Origin of the sequence: Azorhizobium caulinodans ORS 571 (assembly GCF_000010525.1) — a bacterium.
GTDB lineage: Bacteria > Pseudomonadota > Alphaproteobacteria > Rhizobiales > Xanthobacteraceae > Azorhizobium > Azorhizobium caulinodans.
The window spans coordinates 1,771,247-1,786,522 of record NC_009937.1 but is presented as its reverse complement, the minus strand read 5'-3'; the positions used below and the strand labels follow the sequence as shown (position 1 = coordinate 1,786,522).

At 66.8% G+C, this 15,276-nt stretch carries 15 protein-coding genes and 1 tRNA gene; 5 read left to right on the top strand and 11 right to left on the bottom strand.

Annotated features, from left to right (window positions below):
* Positions 1-108: 108 nt before the first annotated feature.
* The 6 genes from kdpC to AZC_RS08095 form a co-directional block, all read right to left on the bottom strand.
* On the bottom strand, positions 109-675 hold the full coding sequence (gene kdpC / locus AZC_RS08115) for a K(+)-transporting ATPase subunit C (RefSeq protein WP_012170095.1): 567 nt from the start codon (positions 673-675) through the stop codon (positions 109-111).
* Between the two features lie 15 nt (positions 676-690).
* Positions 691-2,742, bottom strand: coding sequence for a potassium-transporting ATPase subunit KdpB (gene kdpB, locus AZC_RS08110; RefSeq protein WP_012170094.1), 2,052 nt, complete (start codon positions 2,740-2,742; stop codon positions 691-693).
* A gap of 20 nt (positions 2,743-2,762) precedes the next feature.
* On the bottom strand, positions 2,763-4,472 hold the full coding sequence (kdpA, locus tag AZC_RS08105) for a potassium-transporting ATPase subunit KdpA (protein ID WP_012170093.1): 1,710 nt from the start codon (positions 4,470-4,472) through the stop codon (positions 2,763-2,765).
* A gap of 40 nt (positions 4,473-4,512) precedes the next feature.
* A complete protein-coding gene (kdpF, locus tag AZC_RS25460) occupies positions 4,513-4,599 on the bottom strand; it encodes a K(+)-transporting ATPase subunit F (protein WP_070097002.1) in 87 nt (28 codons plus the stop codon).
* Between the two features lie 370 nt (positions 4,600-4,969).
* Positions 4,970-6,643: a methyl-accepting chemotaxis protein gene (locus AZC_RS08100; protein WP_052285896.1), complete on the bottom strand. Its 1,674-nt coding sequence runs from the start codon at positions 6,641-6,643 to the stop codon at positions 4,970-4,972.
* Between the two features lie 241 nt (positions 6,644-6,884).
* Positions 6,885-7,097, bottom strand: coding sequence for a hypothetical protein (locus tag AZC_RS08095; RefSeq protein WP_043879075.1), 213 nt, complete (start codon positions 7,095-7,097; stop codon positions 6,885-6,887).
* Positions 7,098-7,359: 262 nt separating this feature from the next.
* Between AZC_RS08095 and AZC_RS08090 the strand changes: the two genes are divergently transcribed.
* Together AZC_RS08090 and AZC_RS08085 are read left to right on the top strand one after the other, a co-directional pair.
* A complete protein-coding gene (locus AZC_RS08090) occupies positions 7,360-7,794 on the top strand; it encodes a hypothetical protein (RefSeq protein WP_012170091.1) in 435 nt (144 codons plus the stop codon).
* Between the two features lie 339 nt (positions 7,795-8,133).
* Positions 8,134-8,589 (top strand): hypothetical protein, encoded by a 456-nt coding sequence (locus AZC_RS08085; RefSeq protein WP_148209822.1) that lies wholly within the window; start codon positions 8,134-8,136, stop codon positions 8,587-8,589.
* 76 nt (positions 8,590-8,665) lie between these two features.
* Here the strand turns inward: AZC_RS08085 and AZC_RS08080 are convergent, their stop codons facing one another.
* The 4 genes from AZC_RS08080 to AZC_RS08065 form a co-directional block, all read right to left on the bottom strand.
* Positions 8,666-8,986, bottom strand: coding sequence for a hypothetical protein (locus AZC_RS08080; RefSeq protein ID WP_148209821.1), 321 nt, complete (start codon positions 8,984-8,986; stop codon positions 8,666-8,668).
* A gap of 176 nt (positions 8,987-9,162) precedes the next feature.
* Positions 9,163-9,239 (bottom strand) — tRNA-Arg (locus AZC_RS08075).
* A 134-nt stretch (positions 9,240-9,373) separates the two neighbouring features.
* A complete protein-coding gene (locus AZC_RS08070; RefSeq protein ID WP_043879071.1) occupies positions 9,374-9,679 on the bottom strand; it encodes an ETC complex I subunit in 306 nt (101 codons plus the stop codon).
* A 117-nt stretch (positions 9,680-9,796) separates the two neighbouring features.
* Complete coding sequence (locus AZC_RS08065; protein WP_133864931.1) at positions 9,797-10,081, bottom strand: hypothetical protein; 285 nt, start codon at positions 10,079-10,081, stop codon at positions 9,797-9,799.
* 783 nt (positions 10,082-10,864) lie between these two features.
* On the opposite strand from AZC_RS08065, the gene AZC_RS08060 reads away from it, so the two are divergent.
* The 3 genes from AZC_RS08060 (at position 10,865) to AZC_RS08050 (ending at position 14,176) form a co-directional block, all read left to right on the top strand.
* Positions 10,865-11,812 carry a hypothetical protein gene (locus AZC_RS08060; protein WP_012170087.1) on the top strand — a complete coding sequence of 316 codons (948 nt, stop codon included), beginning with the start codon at positions 10,865-10,867 and terminating at the stop codon, positions 11,810-11,812.
* Between the two features lie 79 nt (positions 11,813-11,891).
* Positions 11,892-12,836, top strand: coding sequence for a glycosyltransferase family 2 protein (locus AZC_RS08055; RefSeq protein WP_012170086.1), 945 nt, complete (start codon positions 11,892-11,894; stop codon positions 12,834-12,836).
* A gap of 278 nt (positions 12,837-13,114) precedes the next feature.
* The gene (locus AZC_RS08050; RefSeq protein ID WP_420794824.1) at positions 13,115-14,176 is read left to right on the top strand and encodes an SMP-30/gluconolactonase/LRE family protein; all 1,062 of its coding nucleotides are present in this window, start codon (positions 13,115-13,117) and stop codon (positions 14,174-14,176) included.
* Positions 14,177-14,216: 40 nt separating this feature from the next.
* Here AZC_RS08050 and AZC_RS08045 read toward each other — a convergent pair whose 3' ends face one another.
* Positions 14,217-15,275 (bottom strand): GNAT family N-acetyltransferase, encoded by a 1,059-nt coding sequence (locus AZC_RS08045; RefSeq protein ID WP_043879068.1) that lies wholly within the window; start codon positions 15,273-15,275, stop codon positions 14,217-14,219.
* Position 15,276: the final 1 nt, after the last annotated feature.

The window sequence follows — 15,276 nt, the reverse complement described above, 5'->3', positions numbered from 1 at the left end:
GGGAGCCTCCCTTCGCTGGGGACACAGAAAATACAGACTGACGGCACCGCCCCGCTCGACGGAAAGTCCCCACCCTTTTTGAGGGAGGGGTGGGCGGGGGAACCGGACTTATTTCAGCGTGTCGAGGGCGAGGTTGAGCTTCAGCACGTTCACGCGCGGCTCGCCGAAGAGGCCGAGGTCGCGGCCCTCCACCAGCCCCGCCACCAGCGTCTGCACCTGCGTCTCCGGAAGGTTCCGCGCCTTGGCAACGCGCTCCACCTGCTCATAGGCGAAGGCGGGCGAGATGTGCGGGTCAAGGCCGCTGCCGGAGGTGGTGACCGCATCGGCCGCGATCAGGCCGGTGGCGCCGGCCTCGCGCAGGGCCGCCACATCGGCCGTGATGCGGGCCTTCAGCTTCTGCGAGGTGGGGGCGAGGTTGGAGCCGGAGGAATTGGCGGCATCATAGCCGGCATCTCCGGCCGCCGAGGGACGGGGATGGAAATAGCCCTCCCCCGTCGTCTTCTGGCCGATGAGCAGCGAGCCTACCACCGTGCCGCCGCGCGTCACGAGGCTGCCGTTGGCGGCGGAGGGAAAGAGCGTCTGGCCGATGCCGGTGATGGCGAGGGGATAGGCGACGCCGGTCAGCAGGGTGAAGGCCACCAGAAGGGTGATGGCCGGGCGGATCTGGGACAGCATGGCTGGTCCTTCCGTTCAGGCGAGGTGCAAAGCGGTGACCGCCAGGTCCACCAGCTTGATGCCGATGAACGGGACGAGAATGCCGCCGAGCCCGTAGATGAGGAGGTTGCGGGTGAGCACGCTGGCGGCGCTGGCGGGCGTGTACTTCACGCCCTTCAGAGCCAGCGGGATCAGCGCGATGATGATGAGGGCGTTGAAGATCACCGCCGAGAGGATGGCGCTCTGGGGCGTGGAGAGCCCCATGACATTGAGCACGCCGAGTTCCGGAATGGCGGCGATGAACAGCGCCGGGATGATGGCAAAGTACTTCGCGACATCATTGGCGATCGAGAAGGTGGTCAGCGAGCCGCGCGTCATGAGCAGTTGCTTGCCGATGCCCACGATCTCGATGAGCTTGGTGGGATCGCTGTCGAGATCCACCATGTTGCCGGCCTCGCGGGCCGCCTGCGTGCCGGTCTGCATGGCGACGCCCACATCCGCCTGGGCGAGCGCCGGGGCATCGTTGGTGCCATCGCCGCACATGGCGACCAGCCGGCCGTTGCGCTGCTCGGTGCGGATGTAGTTCAGCTTGTCCTGCGGGGTTGCCTCGGCGATGAAGTCGTCCACGCCCGCCTCGGAAGCGATGGCGGCGGCGGTGATCGGATTGTCGCCCGTCACCATCACCGTGCGGATGCCCATGCGGCGCAGTTCCGCAAAGCGCTCCTTGATGTCCGGCTTCACCACGTCCTTGAGGTGGATGACGCCGATGAGGCGCCCGCCATCCGCAAGGCCGAGCGGCGTGCCGCCGGAGCGGGCGATGCGCTCCACCGCCGCGTTGAAGTCCGCCGGCTCCAGCAGGCGCCCGCCCGACAGTTCGGAGGCGAAGCGGCGCACGCTGTCCACCGCGCCCTTGCGCAGTCGGCGCCCGCCGAGGTCCACGCCCGAGATGCGGGTGGCGGCCGAGAAGGCGACGAAATTGGCATCCGCCGGCGCTTCGGTGATGTTCATGCCGAAGCGGTCCCGCGCCAGCGCCACGATGGAGCGGCCTTCCGCCGTATCGTCCGCCAGCGAGGCGAGGAGCGCGGCCTCGTAGGCCTCCTTCTCGCTCACGCCGGGCACCGGGATGATCTCGGTGGCCATGCGGTTGCCGAAGGTGATGGTGCCGGTCTTGTCGAGCAGCAGCGTGTCCACGTCGCCCGCCGCCTCCACCGCGCGGCCGGACATGGCCAGCACGTTGTGGCGCACGAGACGGTCCATGCCGGCGATGCCGATGGCCGAGAGCAGGCCGCCGATGGTGGTGGGGATGAGGGTGACGAGCAGCGCCACAAGCACCGGCACCGAAAGCTCCGTGCCGCCATAGAGGCCGAGGCCGTAGAGGGTGACGACGGTGATGAGGAAGATCAGCGTCATGCCCACAAGCAGGATGGTGAGGGCGATCTCGTTGGGCGTCTTCTGCCGCTCGGCGCCTTCGACGAGCGCGATCATGCGGTCGATGAAGGAGCTGCCCGGCGCAGCGGTAATGCGCACCACGATCTCGTCGGACACCACCGTCGTGCCGCCGGTCACCGCCGAGCGATCGCCGCCGCTCTCGCGGATCACGGGAGCGCTTTCGCCGGTGATCGCCGCCTCGTTCACAGAGGCGATGCCTTCCACGATCTCGCCATCGCCGGGGATCAGCTCTCCGGCGGTCACCACCACCAGGTCGCCCACCTTGAGGTCGAGGGCGGAGATCTTGGTAAAGCGCTCACGGTTGCGGATGTCGTCCAGCCGGCGGGCCAGCGTGTCGGTGCGGGCGCGCTTCAGGCTTTCGGCTTGCGCCCGGCCCCGCCCCTCGGCCACCGCCTCGGCGAAGTTGGCAAAGAGCACGGTGAACCACAGCCATGCCATGATCTGGCCGGTGAACAGCACCGGCTGAGCCGTCGCGAGATCACGGATGAACAGCACGGTAACGAGGGCGGCCACGGCCTCGGTGACGAAGATCACCGGGTTCTTGGCCAGCAGGCGCGGATCCAGCTTGCGGACCGCGTCGAGCGCGGCCCGGGCCAGGATGTCGGGTGTCGCGACGGAGGCGACGGCTTTGGTGGACATGGAATTCTCCTGCGCCGGGATCAGAAGGTCTTGCCCGCCAGCATCTGCACCTGCTCGGCGATAGGGCCGAGGGCGAAGGCCGGGAAGAACTGGAGACCGCCGAGGATGACGATGGTGCCGATGAGCAGGCCCACGAACAGCGGGCCATGGGTGGGGAAGGTGCCGCTGGAGGCGGCGAGCCGCGTCTTGGCTGCGAGCGAGCCGGCGATGGCCATCATCGGGACGATGTAGGCGAAGCGGCCGGCGAGCATGGAAAGGCCAAGCGTGCTGTTCCACCAGGGGGTGTTGGCGCTGAGCGAGGCGAAGGCCGAGCCGTTGTTGCCGGTGCCGGAGGCATAGGCATACAGGATCTCGGACAGGCCGTGCGGGCCGCCGTTCCCGACCGCCGCCAGCGGGCCGGGCAGCACGGCGGCGACCGCCGAGAAGCCGAGCACGAAGACGGGCAGCACGAGGCTTGCCAGAACGGCCATCTTCACTTCCTTGGCCTCGATCTTCTTGCCCAGATACTCGGGCGTGCGGCCCACCATGAGGCCGGCGACGAAGACCGCGATGATGGCCATGACCAGCATGCCGTAGAGGCCAGAGCCGACGCCGCCCGGCAGGATCTCGCCGAGCTTGATGAGCACGAGGGGCACAAGCCCGCCGATGGGGGTGAAGGAGCCGTGCATGGCGTTGACCGCGCCGCACGACAGGCCGGTGGTGACCGCAGCCCACAGCGCCGAGAGCGCGAGGCCGAAGCGAACCTCCTTGCCCTCCATGTTGCCGCCGGCCGGATCAAGGCCCGCGCCGTGCAGGATGGGCGTGCCAGCCGCTTCCGCCCAATAGGCCACCGCAACGCCGGTGACGAGCAGGATCATCATGGCCGCGAGGATGGCGTGGCCCTGCCGCTTGTCGCCGATGAGCTGGCCGAAGGCGAAGACGATGCCCACCGAGATCACCAGCATCTGCCAGACCTGCAGCATGTTGGCGAGGGCGGAGGGATTCTCGAACGGATGGGCCGCGTTGGCGTTGAAGAAGCCGCCGCCATTGGTGCCGAGCTGCTTGATGGCGATCTGCGAGGCCACCGGGCCGATGGAGATGTTCTGCTGGGCACCGTCGAGTGTCGTGGCGACCACCGAGCCGTCCAGCGTCTGGGGCACGCCCATGGCGACGAGGACGATGGCCGTCACCAGCGACAGCGGCAGCAGGATGTAGAGGGTCGAACGCGTGGTATCGACGAAGAAGTTGCCGACCCCCTTCGCACCCGAGCGGGCAAAGCCCCGCACCAGCGCGATGGCCAGCGCAAGGCCCGTGGCCGCCGACAGGAAGTTCTGCACGGTGAGGCCGACCATCTGGCTGAAGTTGCTCATGGTGGTCTCGCCCGCATAGGCCTGCCAGTTCGTGTTGGTCACGAAGCTGACGGCCGTGTTGAAGGCGAGATCCGGCGAGAGACCAGCGAAGCCCTGCGGATTCCAGGGCAGGAAGTCCTGGAAGCGCAGGATGGCATAAAGCAGCACGGCGCCCGCGCCGTTGAAGGCGAGCATGGCGAGCGTGTAGCCGATCCAGCTCTGGTCCAACTTCGGATCGACGCCGGCCACGCGATAGAGCCCGCGCTCAACAGGGCCGAGCACGGGGGACAGGAAGGTCCGCTCGCCCGCATAGACGCGGGCCATGAAGCGGCCGAGGGGGATCGCAGTCGCGATCACCACCGCAAACAGAACGATGATCTGGAGCCAGCCGTTGGCGGTCATGGCGATGGGTCTTTCGATTGGGAGCGCGGCCGGGCGCGCGTCAGAATTTCTCGGGGCGCACGAGCGCCGTGAGGAGATAAGCGGCGAGGCCGACCGTGACGGCGGCGCCGAGGATGAGATCGATCATCACGCGCTCCTTCAGGCCTGCGCTGCCCAACGGGCATAGACCGCCATGAGGCCGAAGAAGACGAGGATGATCAGAAGGTACAGGACGTCTGCCATAGGGCACCTCTCTTGCGGGGGCCAAGCTACGTCCGGTGGTGGTAAGCGCGAGATGGGGAATGCGGCGCTGCGGTATAAAAAGCCCATAAGAGCGATGCCGCCGGCCCATGCGGAGCAAGGCTCACGCCCATAAGGACATTGCGGCGGAATGAGGCGGCAGGCGCTGAAAACGGCAATGGCCGGGATTGCTCCCGGCCATTGGGTATCGTCGTTCAATCCCGATCAGGGACCGGATGTGGCGGGGCGAGGCAGGCCCCGTCCGCCACATGGCCATATCAGGCCGCGTTCAGATCCTGCACGAAGCGCTCCACCACGGTGCGCAGGTCGGCCGCCTGACCGGACAGGTTCTGCGACAGCGACAGGAGCTGCTGCGACGCCGCGCCGGTGACCTGCGCCGAGCGGCCCACGCCCTCGATATTCTCCGTCACCTGCTGGGTGCCGGACGCCGCCCGCTGGCAGTTCTCGGCGATCTCGCCGGTGGCCGCGCCCTGCTGCTCCACCGCGCTGGCGATGGAGGAGGAGATGGACTTGATGTCGGTGACCACCCGCACGATCTCGCTCATGGAGGAGACGGTGCCGTTGGTCGCCTGCTGGATCTCGTTGATCTTGGTGGAGATCTCGGTCGTGGCCTTGGCGGTCTGCCCGGCCAGTTCCTTCACCTCGGAGGCCACCACCGCGAAGCCCTTGCCGGCTTCGCCGGCGCGGGCCGCCTCAATGGTGGCATTGAGCGCCAGAAGGTTGGTCTGATCGGCGATACCCTTGATGAGATTGAGCACATCGCCGATGGCCGCCGCCGCATTGGTCAGATCGACGATGCGGGCGTTGGAGGATTCGGCCTCGCGGAAGGCCACGTCCGCCACGTCGGCCGAATGGCTGACCTGCTGCGTGATTTCGCTGACCGATGCCGCCAGTTCCTCGGAGGAGGCCGCAACCGTCTGCACGTTGGTCGCCGCCTCTTCCGCCGCATGGGCCACATGCTGGGCCTGGCGGGAGGTCTCCTCCGCGGTGGAGGAGAGATTGCGGGCCGAATCCGCCACCTCCTGCGAGGAGCTGGCAAAGCCGGAGGCAAGCTGCTGCATGCGGGAGACGAAGTCCTCCGCCAGCGCCTGACGGCGGGCGAGCACGCGGCGCTCGTCTTCCTCGCGGGCCGCCTGGGCTTCGCGGGTCAGGTGGGCTTCATGCAGCGCCTCGCGGAGCACTTCCACCGACTGGGCCATGTCGCCCACCTCGTCGCCGCGCCCGCGGTGCGGTACGTCGGCATCGGTCGAACCCTGAGCGAGCTGGCCGATCACGCCGGAAATGTCGCGCACCGGGGTGGCGATGGCGCGGGAGAGCAGGAAGGCGATGATCGCGCTGACCGCGACCAGAACGACAACGAGCGCCAGGGTGATGGTGTTGGAGCTGCTGAGCTGGTCATAGGCCTGCTTGGCCGCCAGGTCGTTCTGCTGGGCCAGAAAGCCAGCCGCCTTGCCGTTCGTCTCCGCATAGAGACGGGCACCGGCATCAACGTCCTTCATCACCGCGACCATCTCGGGAGCGGTGGCGGCGACGCCCTGTTTCTTCAGGTCGTTCATCTTCACCGCCGCGTCGCGGAAGCCCACCACCGCCGCGCGGAAGTCATCCATGAGCCGCACGGCCTCGGCGGAGGGCTTGAGCGCCAGCGCCCTCTTGTAGATGTCGTCGAAGTTCCGGAAGGCGGTGTCGCGCCCGCTGAGATAGCTCGGCTCGCCGGTCGCCATATAGGACCAGGCCATCACGCGGCCCTGCCGGACCTCTAGGAATGCGTCTTTCATGGTGATGACGGTGTCGGCAGCCGCGTCGGACGCCCGCATCGCCGCCTCGATCTGCCGGCTGGACACCGTGAGCCAGATCGCATTCAGGAGCATCAGGGCAACCACCACCCCGAAGCCCAGTAACAACTTCGTCCTGATCTTCAGCCCGCTCAGCATGACAGCCTCCAACAAACGTTGACTCGGCTATCGGGCACCAGGCTTGCTTCAGGCTTACCGCACTGCACGATGAAGCCGTACAGGTCTCTTATTTCAAAGGGCGATTTACAAACAGACGCGCTTATAAATACGTGAACGCCCTGAGCTTAAAGCAAAAAACGCCCGGACAGCCCTGGGCGCGTACATGCACGACCCGCCACATCACTGTGACGCGGCGCGCGACAACTTTAGCTGCGACCGTTCAGCCGTCCTTGCGGCTCCGGGCAAGCCGGAGGCGGGCGCGGGCGGTCTCCGCGCGATCCGTCTCGGCCTGTTCGCGGGCCTCGCGCAGCGCCTTCAGCCGCGCCATCTTGGCGCGGACGGCCTCGGCCTCCTGTTCGACGCGGGAAGAACTCTCGCTCGCCCCCCGCGCGAACACCGCCTCGGCGCGCGCCTTCACATCATCTCTTTCCATCTCGCATCCATGTGCAGAGGGTCATTGGGGCAAAACCCGACTCAAGGGCGTGCACCCTTGAAGATAGGAGCTTGTGCCGCCGGGGGACACAAGATCAGATGTATTAAAATACCAGAAACATCCACCATGAATGACCCGTCAGGTGTTATAGCATTTTTCTGCAATCGCGGCGCGTATTTTCAACGTACGGTCAGATTTCCTTCGGGATGCGCCTGAAAAAGCCGTTGCCCGCTGTGGAGCGGTTGACCAAAGACAGCTTTGATTGATCGTTGCAGTTATCGCGCCAGCTATGAAATCTCGCTCCAAGACAGTGTTCTGGTTCAAGATCACGGGCGTCACCCTGGCTTTGCTGATGCTGCTGGGGATCGGCGTGTGCCGCGCGTTTCGCACAGTGGCGCAAGTTGAGCGGCCGCTTTTCGAAGTGCACGTCTCCCCCGCCGATGCCTGCGAGGCGGTGCGTCGGAAAGTGATCGAACAACTGGACGGCAGGCATCCCGTCAGCCGCTCCGGCTGTCCCGGCGCAAAATCGTCCGTCTGGCACGATCCGGCCAATCACGTCTTCATCATCGTCGACCAGATGGATGTGCAGGACCAGCGCGGCACACCCTCCGTCGTGCGCTTCCAGGCCACCGCCCGTTACACGGTCGCAGAGGATGGGCGAGTCCATTGGACCACCATCTCCGTGACCGGACGATGACCCTCACGGCGGGAGCCGCCCGACGCTTCCGCAAATTTCCCCGGATATGGATGCAAATCCGGACGATCGTTGTCGGGCTGGAAGGGCTTCCGGTTTCGCCGCAGCGCCGGGTGTGCGGATATAGGTGCGGGCAGTCTCTTCATCACTTGCCTCGGCTGGGCGGCGCTCCATCCCCTCGTTTCGCGTCTCCGCCGCCCAGCCGACCTTTCTTGCCCAGGCGTGGCCGCCAGGACACGCAGCACGCGTGCCTGAATTATATGCGCGCCTGCCGCGAATCATCGCTTGCCATACACAGGTACGGTCGCCAAGCTATTCCCTCATTCACCCGAGGGGACGGGCATGGCGATAACTCTTGGCTCGCAGACCGTTGCAGCACCGAAGTTCCGGGTGCGCGCCGTTCATGTGGCCATCGTGTCGCTTGCCCTTGCTGCCGCGGCCCTCGTGGCGGAGCGCTCCGGCAGGACCGCACACACCTTCTCCGCGCCCCTCTTCGAGATCAAGGTTTCCGCCCGCGACGCCTGCAACGTGCTGCATGCGCGCATGGTTCGGGTCACCGGTGACGCCAACACCCCCGCCTTCACCGACTGCCCCGGCCGCACCACCATGGTCTGGCATGATCCCATGACCCGGACTTTCGTGGTGCGGGATCAATATGCAAATCCCGAGAGCAGCGGCGCTCCGGCCGTGCTGCGCTATCTCGGCCGCGCGGAATATGTGGTGCGCGCGAATGGCGCCCTTGTCTGGACCAGCACCTCCGTCACCCGCATCATGGCCGAGGGCGACGAGGCCGAATGAGCCTTGCACCCCAGGAACGGCCGCAGGCTCAAAAGCCTCAAGCGGGATCACTTTCAAGGCACGGGTGCCCTTCCTCCTATTTCCAGATGCCGCTGATGTAGCCCAGGCCCGGCTTCTTGATCGAATTCAGGACGTCGCTCCACGAGCCACCCGCCACGGCATCGAGTTCGCTGTCCGCAAGCGGCTGAAGACGGTCAGAACTGGCCATGCCGGCAACAGTCAGGTCTGCGGCCGTGATCCGATAGCCTTCTGCATTGAGCACGGACGCCGCCATATGGACATCGGCGGCCGGCAGCCGGGCCAGCCGAGCCGTCAGTTCAGGGTTTGTCGCAAGATCTGCAATCAGGCGCTCGAGTTCCGTCATGGCCAGGGTCATCTCCACGAAACGGGCGCTCACGCTTGTCCAGGAAGCACCCATGCCTCTGTATGCCATGCGGCGCGGAGCCGGGCGGCACCCGACCCGCTTTGTTTCACGCGCGGGCGCGCGACTGGAACGGAGGTGCGTTCGAAAGCGGCGCCATCCGGCGCCGGCGGTGCGAACTGAAAGGGGAGAAGGCCGGATCAAGGCTTGGCTGGCGACCCCGGCAGGGCTCGAACCTGCGACCTAGTGCTTAGAAGGCACTTGCTCTATCCAGCTGAGCTACGGGGCCATGCGCCGGAACGGACCAGCCTTTACCACATGGCCCGCCGCAATGCCGCACGTCAGACGCGCGCACGCGCTCTCATCCACGTGAAAGGCGGGAGCGCGCGCCGTCGGGCCACCGCTCCCGGCACTTTCAGGCGTTCAGTGCGTCCACTGCCCCACGCGGGCGTGGGCGAAATTGTCGGAATAGGCGATGCGGCGGCGGGCCGGCTCGTGCGGCTCGGCCACCTGATAGGGAATGCCGTGGCGCTCCGCATAGGCCACCGCTTCCTCGCGGGTCTCGAAGCGCAGGCGCACCTGGCTCTTCATGTCGCTCGAGCTGGTGTAGCCCATCAGCGGCTCCACCTGACGCGGGCGCTCCGGCTCATATTCGAGTACCCAGTGCTTGGTCTTGGCCACTCCCGACTGCATCGCGTTGCGCGCCGGCTTGTAGATGCGTGCCACCATCGTCTTTCGCCCGTTAACCTCGCGGAGCGTGCGGGAGCACTCCCGCACGGACCTGTTCTATAATCAGCAGCACCGCCGCTGACAACGCGGCGGTGTTACCGAAACGGCGGCGAACGGTCAGGAATTGATCATCGCAAGGCAGGATCCGGCCGCTTCGGCCGCCGGCTTGGCGGCGCTGCGGCTGATGGTGCCGCCCATCACCAGCGCCTTGGTCTGGTCGGTGACCACGGAGCGGATGTCGGCGCCGGGCGCGATGGACGGCGCGCTGGCTTGATAGATCTTCTTGCCATTGGCATCGAGCTTGGCGGCGCACTTGTCGGCGGCCGCGCGGTCCGCATAGGCCGAGGAGGCAAGGCACACGGCGCCGAAGCCGAAAGCAAGCGCAAGCGACAGCTTGGACATGATCATCCTCTTGGGGTTTGGCTTTGGAGAAGACAGCGGGTTTGCGCGGAGATCCGGCATCTGGGCGCAATTCCCATTTCGCAGATCGCGCGGGAAGCTCCCGCGGCGGAGGGATACGCCCATGGATGGACCGGTGCTGACATCCATGGGCGTTAAAGGCCGCGGCACCCCCGCAGATACACGCGGCTTTCGAGGGTCTGATTCGGGACATGCCGACACGCGGCAGACCCTGACGATCAGCCTCTCCCCTCTGACAGAAAGCGCTCCGGCAAGATCGGCAGCCGATCCGGCCGGGACGCTTCCTAGCGCACCCCCGCGCGGTTCACTGGGCCGCCGGTGTTGACGCCGTCGCCGGCGAGGCCGGGCCCCGGTGCCAGACCGACACCCGCCGCCCCCGCGCCCGCGCCGGGCATCACGCCCACACCGGTGCCATTTCCCTTGGCGACACATCCTGCGGGATATCCCGGGCGCGTGCAGTATACGACCCGTGTGGGACGCTGCACGCAGCCTTGCGGAACCCCTGCAGTCTTGCAATAAACCACAGCCCAGCTTGCCGTCGGGATGGTTGAGGCGAGGCTGAAACACACCCCAGCAGCCGCAAGGCTCAGGAATGACTTAAAGTGGCTGCGCCCCATGATCTCTCTCGCTGGCTAATGCCGTGCGGAGAGGGGTAGAATGGGGCCGCAGGAGCGGCAATGGCGATTTCTGGCCATGTCCGGAAGCCCTGCGCGGGGCGGTCGGAGCGTTCTGGTGGCAAAGGTCGGGATGCAGGGATAACGAGGCATGTCCACCGTGCATCGACACAAGAACGCCGCCTCGGTGACCAGCCTGCGGTCGGACGATCCGGAGCGTGACGTGGTCCGGAAGAGGATTGCCGCACTTCGTCTCCACCCGGAGATCGGCCAGGTCTCCCGTCAGATGGCATCGAGCCTGGTGCGCCGCTACGAGGGCAACCGGATCGCGAACCGGGTGCTGAATGACCGGGCCCGCGCGATCTTCGCCATCATGGTCCTGTATCTGCACACCAATCCGGACGCATCGGGAACGCGGCTCACCGCCGGGCGCATCATCGGCCTGTGCCAGGAGACCGGCATGTGCAGCCGCGGCCGGGCGAAGGCCATGCTGCTGCTCATGCGCTGGGCCGGCTACATCGAACCGACGCCGGACCTTCCCTCCGATGCGGACCGGCGCCAGCGCCCCCTGTCCCCCACGCAGGCACTGCTCGACGACTACACGGCCCGCTGGAGCGACGTGTTCGGATCGATCGCGCTGGTGGACGAGATCGGCGTGCAGGCTTTGGCCCGCATCGAAGAGCCCGAGTTTCGCGCCGGCCTTTCGGAAGCGCTGATGCGGCGGTTCCGCGCGGGATGGCGGGTGCTGGACTTCACCCCGCCGCTCGAACTCTTCGCGGCGCGCGACTGCGGCTTCGTCATGCTGCTGGCGCTGACGCTTTCGGCACCCGAAGGCTCACCCTTCCCGCCGTCCGGACCGCTGAAGATCCCGGTGGCTGCGCTCGGCCGGCGCTTCCATGTCTCGCGCGCCCACGTGCTGAAGATGCTGCGCGATGCCGAAGCCGAGGGCCTGCTGCGGCGGGTTTCCGACGGCGACGGTGCCACGGTGGAGTTGCAGGCCCCGGTCCGCTCGGCCCTGACCGACTTCTTCTGCGCGATCTTCCTGCTGTTCGGCGATGCGGGGCGCGAAGCGCTGGCCCGGATGACGCCAAAGAGCTGATAGGGGTGGCCTTTCCCTGCCCGCCCCCGCGCTCTAAGCTTGCTCCTGCGATCCTACCGCCACTCGGTCCCCTGCCCGCATGACGCCCCGCCTCAGCGTGGTTATTCCCACCCGGAACTGCCTCCCCTACCTGCCGGCCGCTCTCGCCAGCATCCGCGCCCAGGCCGGAGCCCCCGCGCCTTTCGGCCCAATCGAGATCGTGGTGGTGGATGACGGCTCGACGGACGGCAGCGACGCCTTCCTGCGCGCGGAAGCGGAAAAGGATCCCTGGCTCACGGTTCTGGTGCATGAACCCGCCGGTGTGTCGGCCGCGCGCAATGCCGGCATTGCGGCGGCGCGGGCGCCGATCATCGGGTTTCTCGATGCGGACGACCAATACATGCCCGGCGTGGTGGCCGCGCGCATGGACCTGATGGAGCGCGATCCCTCCGTCGTCCTTGCCTTTGCGGACGTGGTCTCGGTGACGCCCGAGGGCGAGGAGCTGGGCAGGCAGTTCACCTATTGGCCCTTCTTCCGGGAATGGATCGGCGGACGGACGGGGCTTCTGGACCTCGGGCCCGATGCCTTCGCCATGATCCTCGCCGAAACCGTCTGCGGCACCTCCACCGTGATCGCCCGCAAGAGCGCGCTGGAGGCGGTGGGGGGCTTCGACACGCGCTACCGGATCGGCGAGGACTGGGACCTGTGGCTGAAGCTCGCCGCCACGGGCAATGTCTGGTGCGATACGGTGTGTTCAACGCGCTATCTCAAGCGCCCCGGCTCCGCCTCCAAGGACACGGCGGAACTGGTGCGCTCGGTACGCCAGATCTTCCGCGAGCGCGTGCCGGACCCGAGCCGCATTCCCCAGCCCTACCGACGCATCGCGCAGGCGCGCCTGCTGACCTCGGACGCCATGCTCTCGCGCGAACGGGACCAGCGCGTCCGGGCCTTCTGCCAGCAGACGGCGGCCTTCCTGATGGCACCGAACGCCAATGCCGCCCGCGATGCCGCCTATGATCTGGCCCGCGTGCTCAGACTGAAATAATGCCGCGACGCAATATTGCAACCGCGAGAAAATCTGACGAATAAACCCATTAAAATACCTCCGCTTCGTCAGAAAAATAGAACATTCTCGAAGATGAACGACACGTTCAACATCGCGACATCTTGATGCCATAGACGAGCCACAGCTTTTCCCTGACCCCGCAGAGGGTTGCGCGCCGCTGTCCGTCATGGGGCGGCGTGCCGGCCATATGTGCCAGCAAGGGAAACGCCATGCCTCATCCCGATCTTTCACCGGTAGACCGCCCGTCTCAAGCGTCCATGGACCGTCGCCATCTCCTGCGTACCGCAGGTGGGCTTGCCGCGACGGTCGCGCTCGGCGGAAGCGCGCTCGGCCGCGACTTCGGACCCAATGCCCCGCCCCAGCGCTATCCAGATCCGGACATCGTCATCATCGACGAGAAGCGCTTCAAGGCGAAGGTCGGAAACACCGCCATCCAGAGGGTGTTCACCGGCTGTCTCTGGGCGGAGGGGCCGGCCTGGAATGCACAGGGCCGCTATCTCGTCTGGAGCGACATTCCGAACAACCGGCAACTGCGCTACCTCGACGATGTGAACCGGGTCTCGGACCGCTTTCGCCAGCCCTCCAACGAAAGCAACGGCAATACCTTCGACACGGAAGGCCGGCAGATCACCTGCGAGCGCACGCGGGTGGTGCGCTACGAGCATGACGGCACCGCCACCGTCCTGGCGGAGCGGGCGAATGACAAGCAACTCAACGGACCGAACGACGCCGTGGTCCATCCCGTGGACAAGTCCATCTGGTTCACGGACCCCGGCTATGGCGCCAACAGCCTTTATGAGGGACAGCGGGCGAACACCGGCTCCGTCCAGCCGTTTCAGAAGGAAGCCGTCTATCGCATCGACGCGCAGACGGGGCAGGTGACGAAGGTGGCGGACGAACCGCTGAAGCCCAACGGCCTCGCCTTCAGCGCCGACTACAAGAAGCTCTATGTCTGCGACACCGGCATCACCCACTATCCCAACGCCAAGAACATCATCTGGCAGTATGACCTCGATGGCGGAAAGCTGAGCAATCCCGGCACCTTCGCGGACACCACCATGGACGGAAAGTCTGGCTTCGCCGACGGCCTGCGGGTGGATGTGGACGGCAATGTGTGGGCCGGTGTCGGGTGGGTCGGCGAGGGGTATGACGGGGTGCATGTCTTCGCCCCCGACGGCGCACGCATCGGCCTGATCCGCCTGCCTGAAATCTGCGCCAACGTCTGCTTCGGCGGCGCCAAGCGCAACCGCCTCTTCATGGCGGCGAGCCAGTCGCTCTATGCGGTCTATGTGGAAACCCGCGGCGCGCATTTCTGCTGAGCACCGGGCGCGCATCCTTCGTGGCTGCGCGCCTCATCCCTCAGTCCCGGTCGCCGCCCTCGAACGCCATCTCGCCTGCCCGGTCCGGCAGACGCTCCATCGGACGCGCCAGCGCGCCGAACGCCAGCGGCATCCCCTCGCGCGGCCGAAAGCCCAGCGGGCGGAGTAGCGCGTGGGTCTCGGGATCGGACGAGACGAAGATGGCGGACCGCGCCCCGCGCTCGAGCCCAAGGCGCAGAAGCGCGCGGGCAGCCCGCGCCCGCGCTTCGGGCGCGCCGAGCAGCAGGCTGATGCGCAGCAGCGGCCGGCCGGCGGGATCGTTATCGTCCAGCGCCATGTCGAAGACGGCGAGCGCTTCCGGGGCCGTCTGTGGGCCAAGCACAAGCCGCTCATGGGACGCGCCCGGCTCGGCACCGTAACGCCAGGCGAGCCATTCCGGCGTGTGGTGCACGCGGCAGCGGGCGGCGCCGCCGACGGGAGGCGGCGGCACAAAGTGCGTTCCCCGCCCCACACGGTCGAGATGGGCCGGAGCGGCCGCACGGGAGAGGCGCACCTGCGCGGCAATGACCGCATCGGCGAGCGGCGCCAGCAGCCCCGGCACGGCAAGCGGCGCCGCCAGCGGGCGGGCGAGCCGCGTCATCGTGTCGAGATGCCGCCAGCCGAGCTTCGACATGAACATGGGATACGAATTCTCGTTCGGCACGCCATAGACGAGGGCGTAGCCGCGCCGCGTCGCCTCCGCATAGCAATGGCGGGCGAGTGTCACGGACATGTTCTGCCGCCGGAACTCCGGATGGGTCATGGTGTCCACGGACTGGGCGCCCATCACGGGAGCGCCGTCCAGCAGGAGCGGGGTCGGGATGACCGCATAAAGGCCGACGCAGCGCTCCTCGATCATGGCCACCGACGCCAGCGGGCCATAGGGCCCATCGAACAGCTTCCAGCGCAGTTCGTCCTCGGCGATCGGCCGGCCCCAGACGGTTTGGTAGAGCGCAAGGATGCCGGGAATGTGCCGGTGTTCGGCGAGGACCGGCTGCCACGCGGGCGCGGACGGCTGGGGAGTGGCGGGCTGAGGTGTGGGGCTCTCGGGGGCCGGCATG

Excerpts from the sequence above, each read along its gene's own strand:
- AZC_RS08095 (WP_043879075.1), bottom strand. The coding sequence starts at position 7,097 with ATGGAAAGAGATGATGTGAAGGCGCGCGCCGAGGCGGTGTTCGCGCGG.
- AZC_RS08065 (WP_133864931.1), bottom strand. The coding sequence starts at position 10,081 with ATGTCCAAGCTGTCGCTTGCGCTTGCTTTCGGCTTCGGCGCCGTGTGC.
- AZC_RS08085 (WP_148209822.1), top strand. The coding sequence starts at position 8,134 with ATGGCGATAACTCTTGGCTCGCAGACCGTTGCAGCACCGAAGTTCCGG.
- kdpF (WP_070097002.1), bottom strand. The coding sequence starts at position 4,599 with ATGATCGATCTCATCCTCGGCGCCGCCGTCACGGTCGGCCTCGCCGCT.
- AZC_RS08045 (WP_043879068.1), bottom strand. The coding sequence starts at position 15,275 with ATGCCGGCCCCCGAGAGCCCCACACCTCAGCCCGCCACTCCCCAGCCG.
- kdpA (WP_012170093.1), bottom strand. The coding sequence starts at position 4,472 with ATGACCGCCAACGGCTGGCTCCAGATCATCGTTCTGTTTGCGGTGGTG.
- AZC_RS08050 (WP_420794824.1), top strand. The coding sequence starts at position 13,115 with ATGGACCGTCGCCATCTCCTGCGTACCGCAGGTGGGCTTGCCGCGACG.
- AZC_RS08055 (WP_012170086.1), top strand. The coding sequence starts at position 11,892 with ATGACGCCCCGCCTCAGCGTGGTTATTCCCACCCGGAACTGCCTCCCC.
- kdpB (WP_012170094.1), bottom strand. The coding sequence starts at position 2,742 with ATGTCCACCAAAGCCGTCGCCTCCGTCGCGACACCCGACATCCTGGCC.
- AZC_RS08070 (WP_043879071.1), bottom strand. The coding sequence starts at position 9,679 with ATGGTGGCACGCATCTACAAGCCGGCGCGCAACGCGATGCAGTCGGGA.
- kdpC (WP_012170095.1), bottom strand. The coding sequence starts at position 675 with ATGCTGTCCCAGATCCGCCCGGCCATCACCCTTCTGGTGGCCTTCACC.
- AZC_RS08100 (WP_052285896.1), bottom strand. The coding sequence starts at position 6,643 with ATGCTGAGCGGGCTGAAGATCAGGACGAAGTTGTTACTGGGCTTCGGG.
- AZC_RS08060 (WP_012170087.1), top strand. The coding sequence starts at position 10,865 with ATGTCCACCGTGCATCGACACAAGAACGCCGCCTCGGTGACCAGCCTG.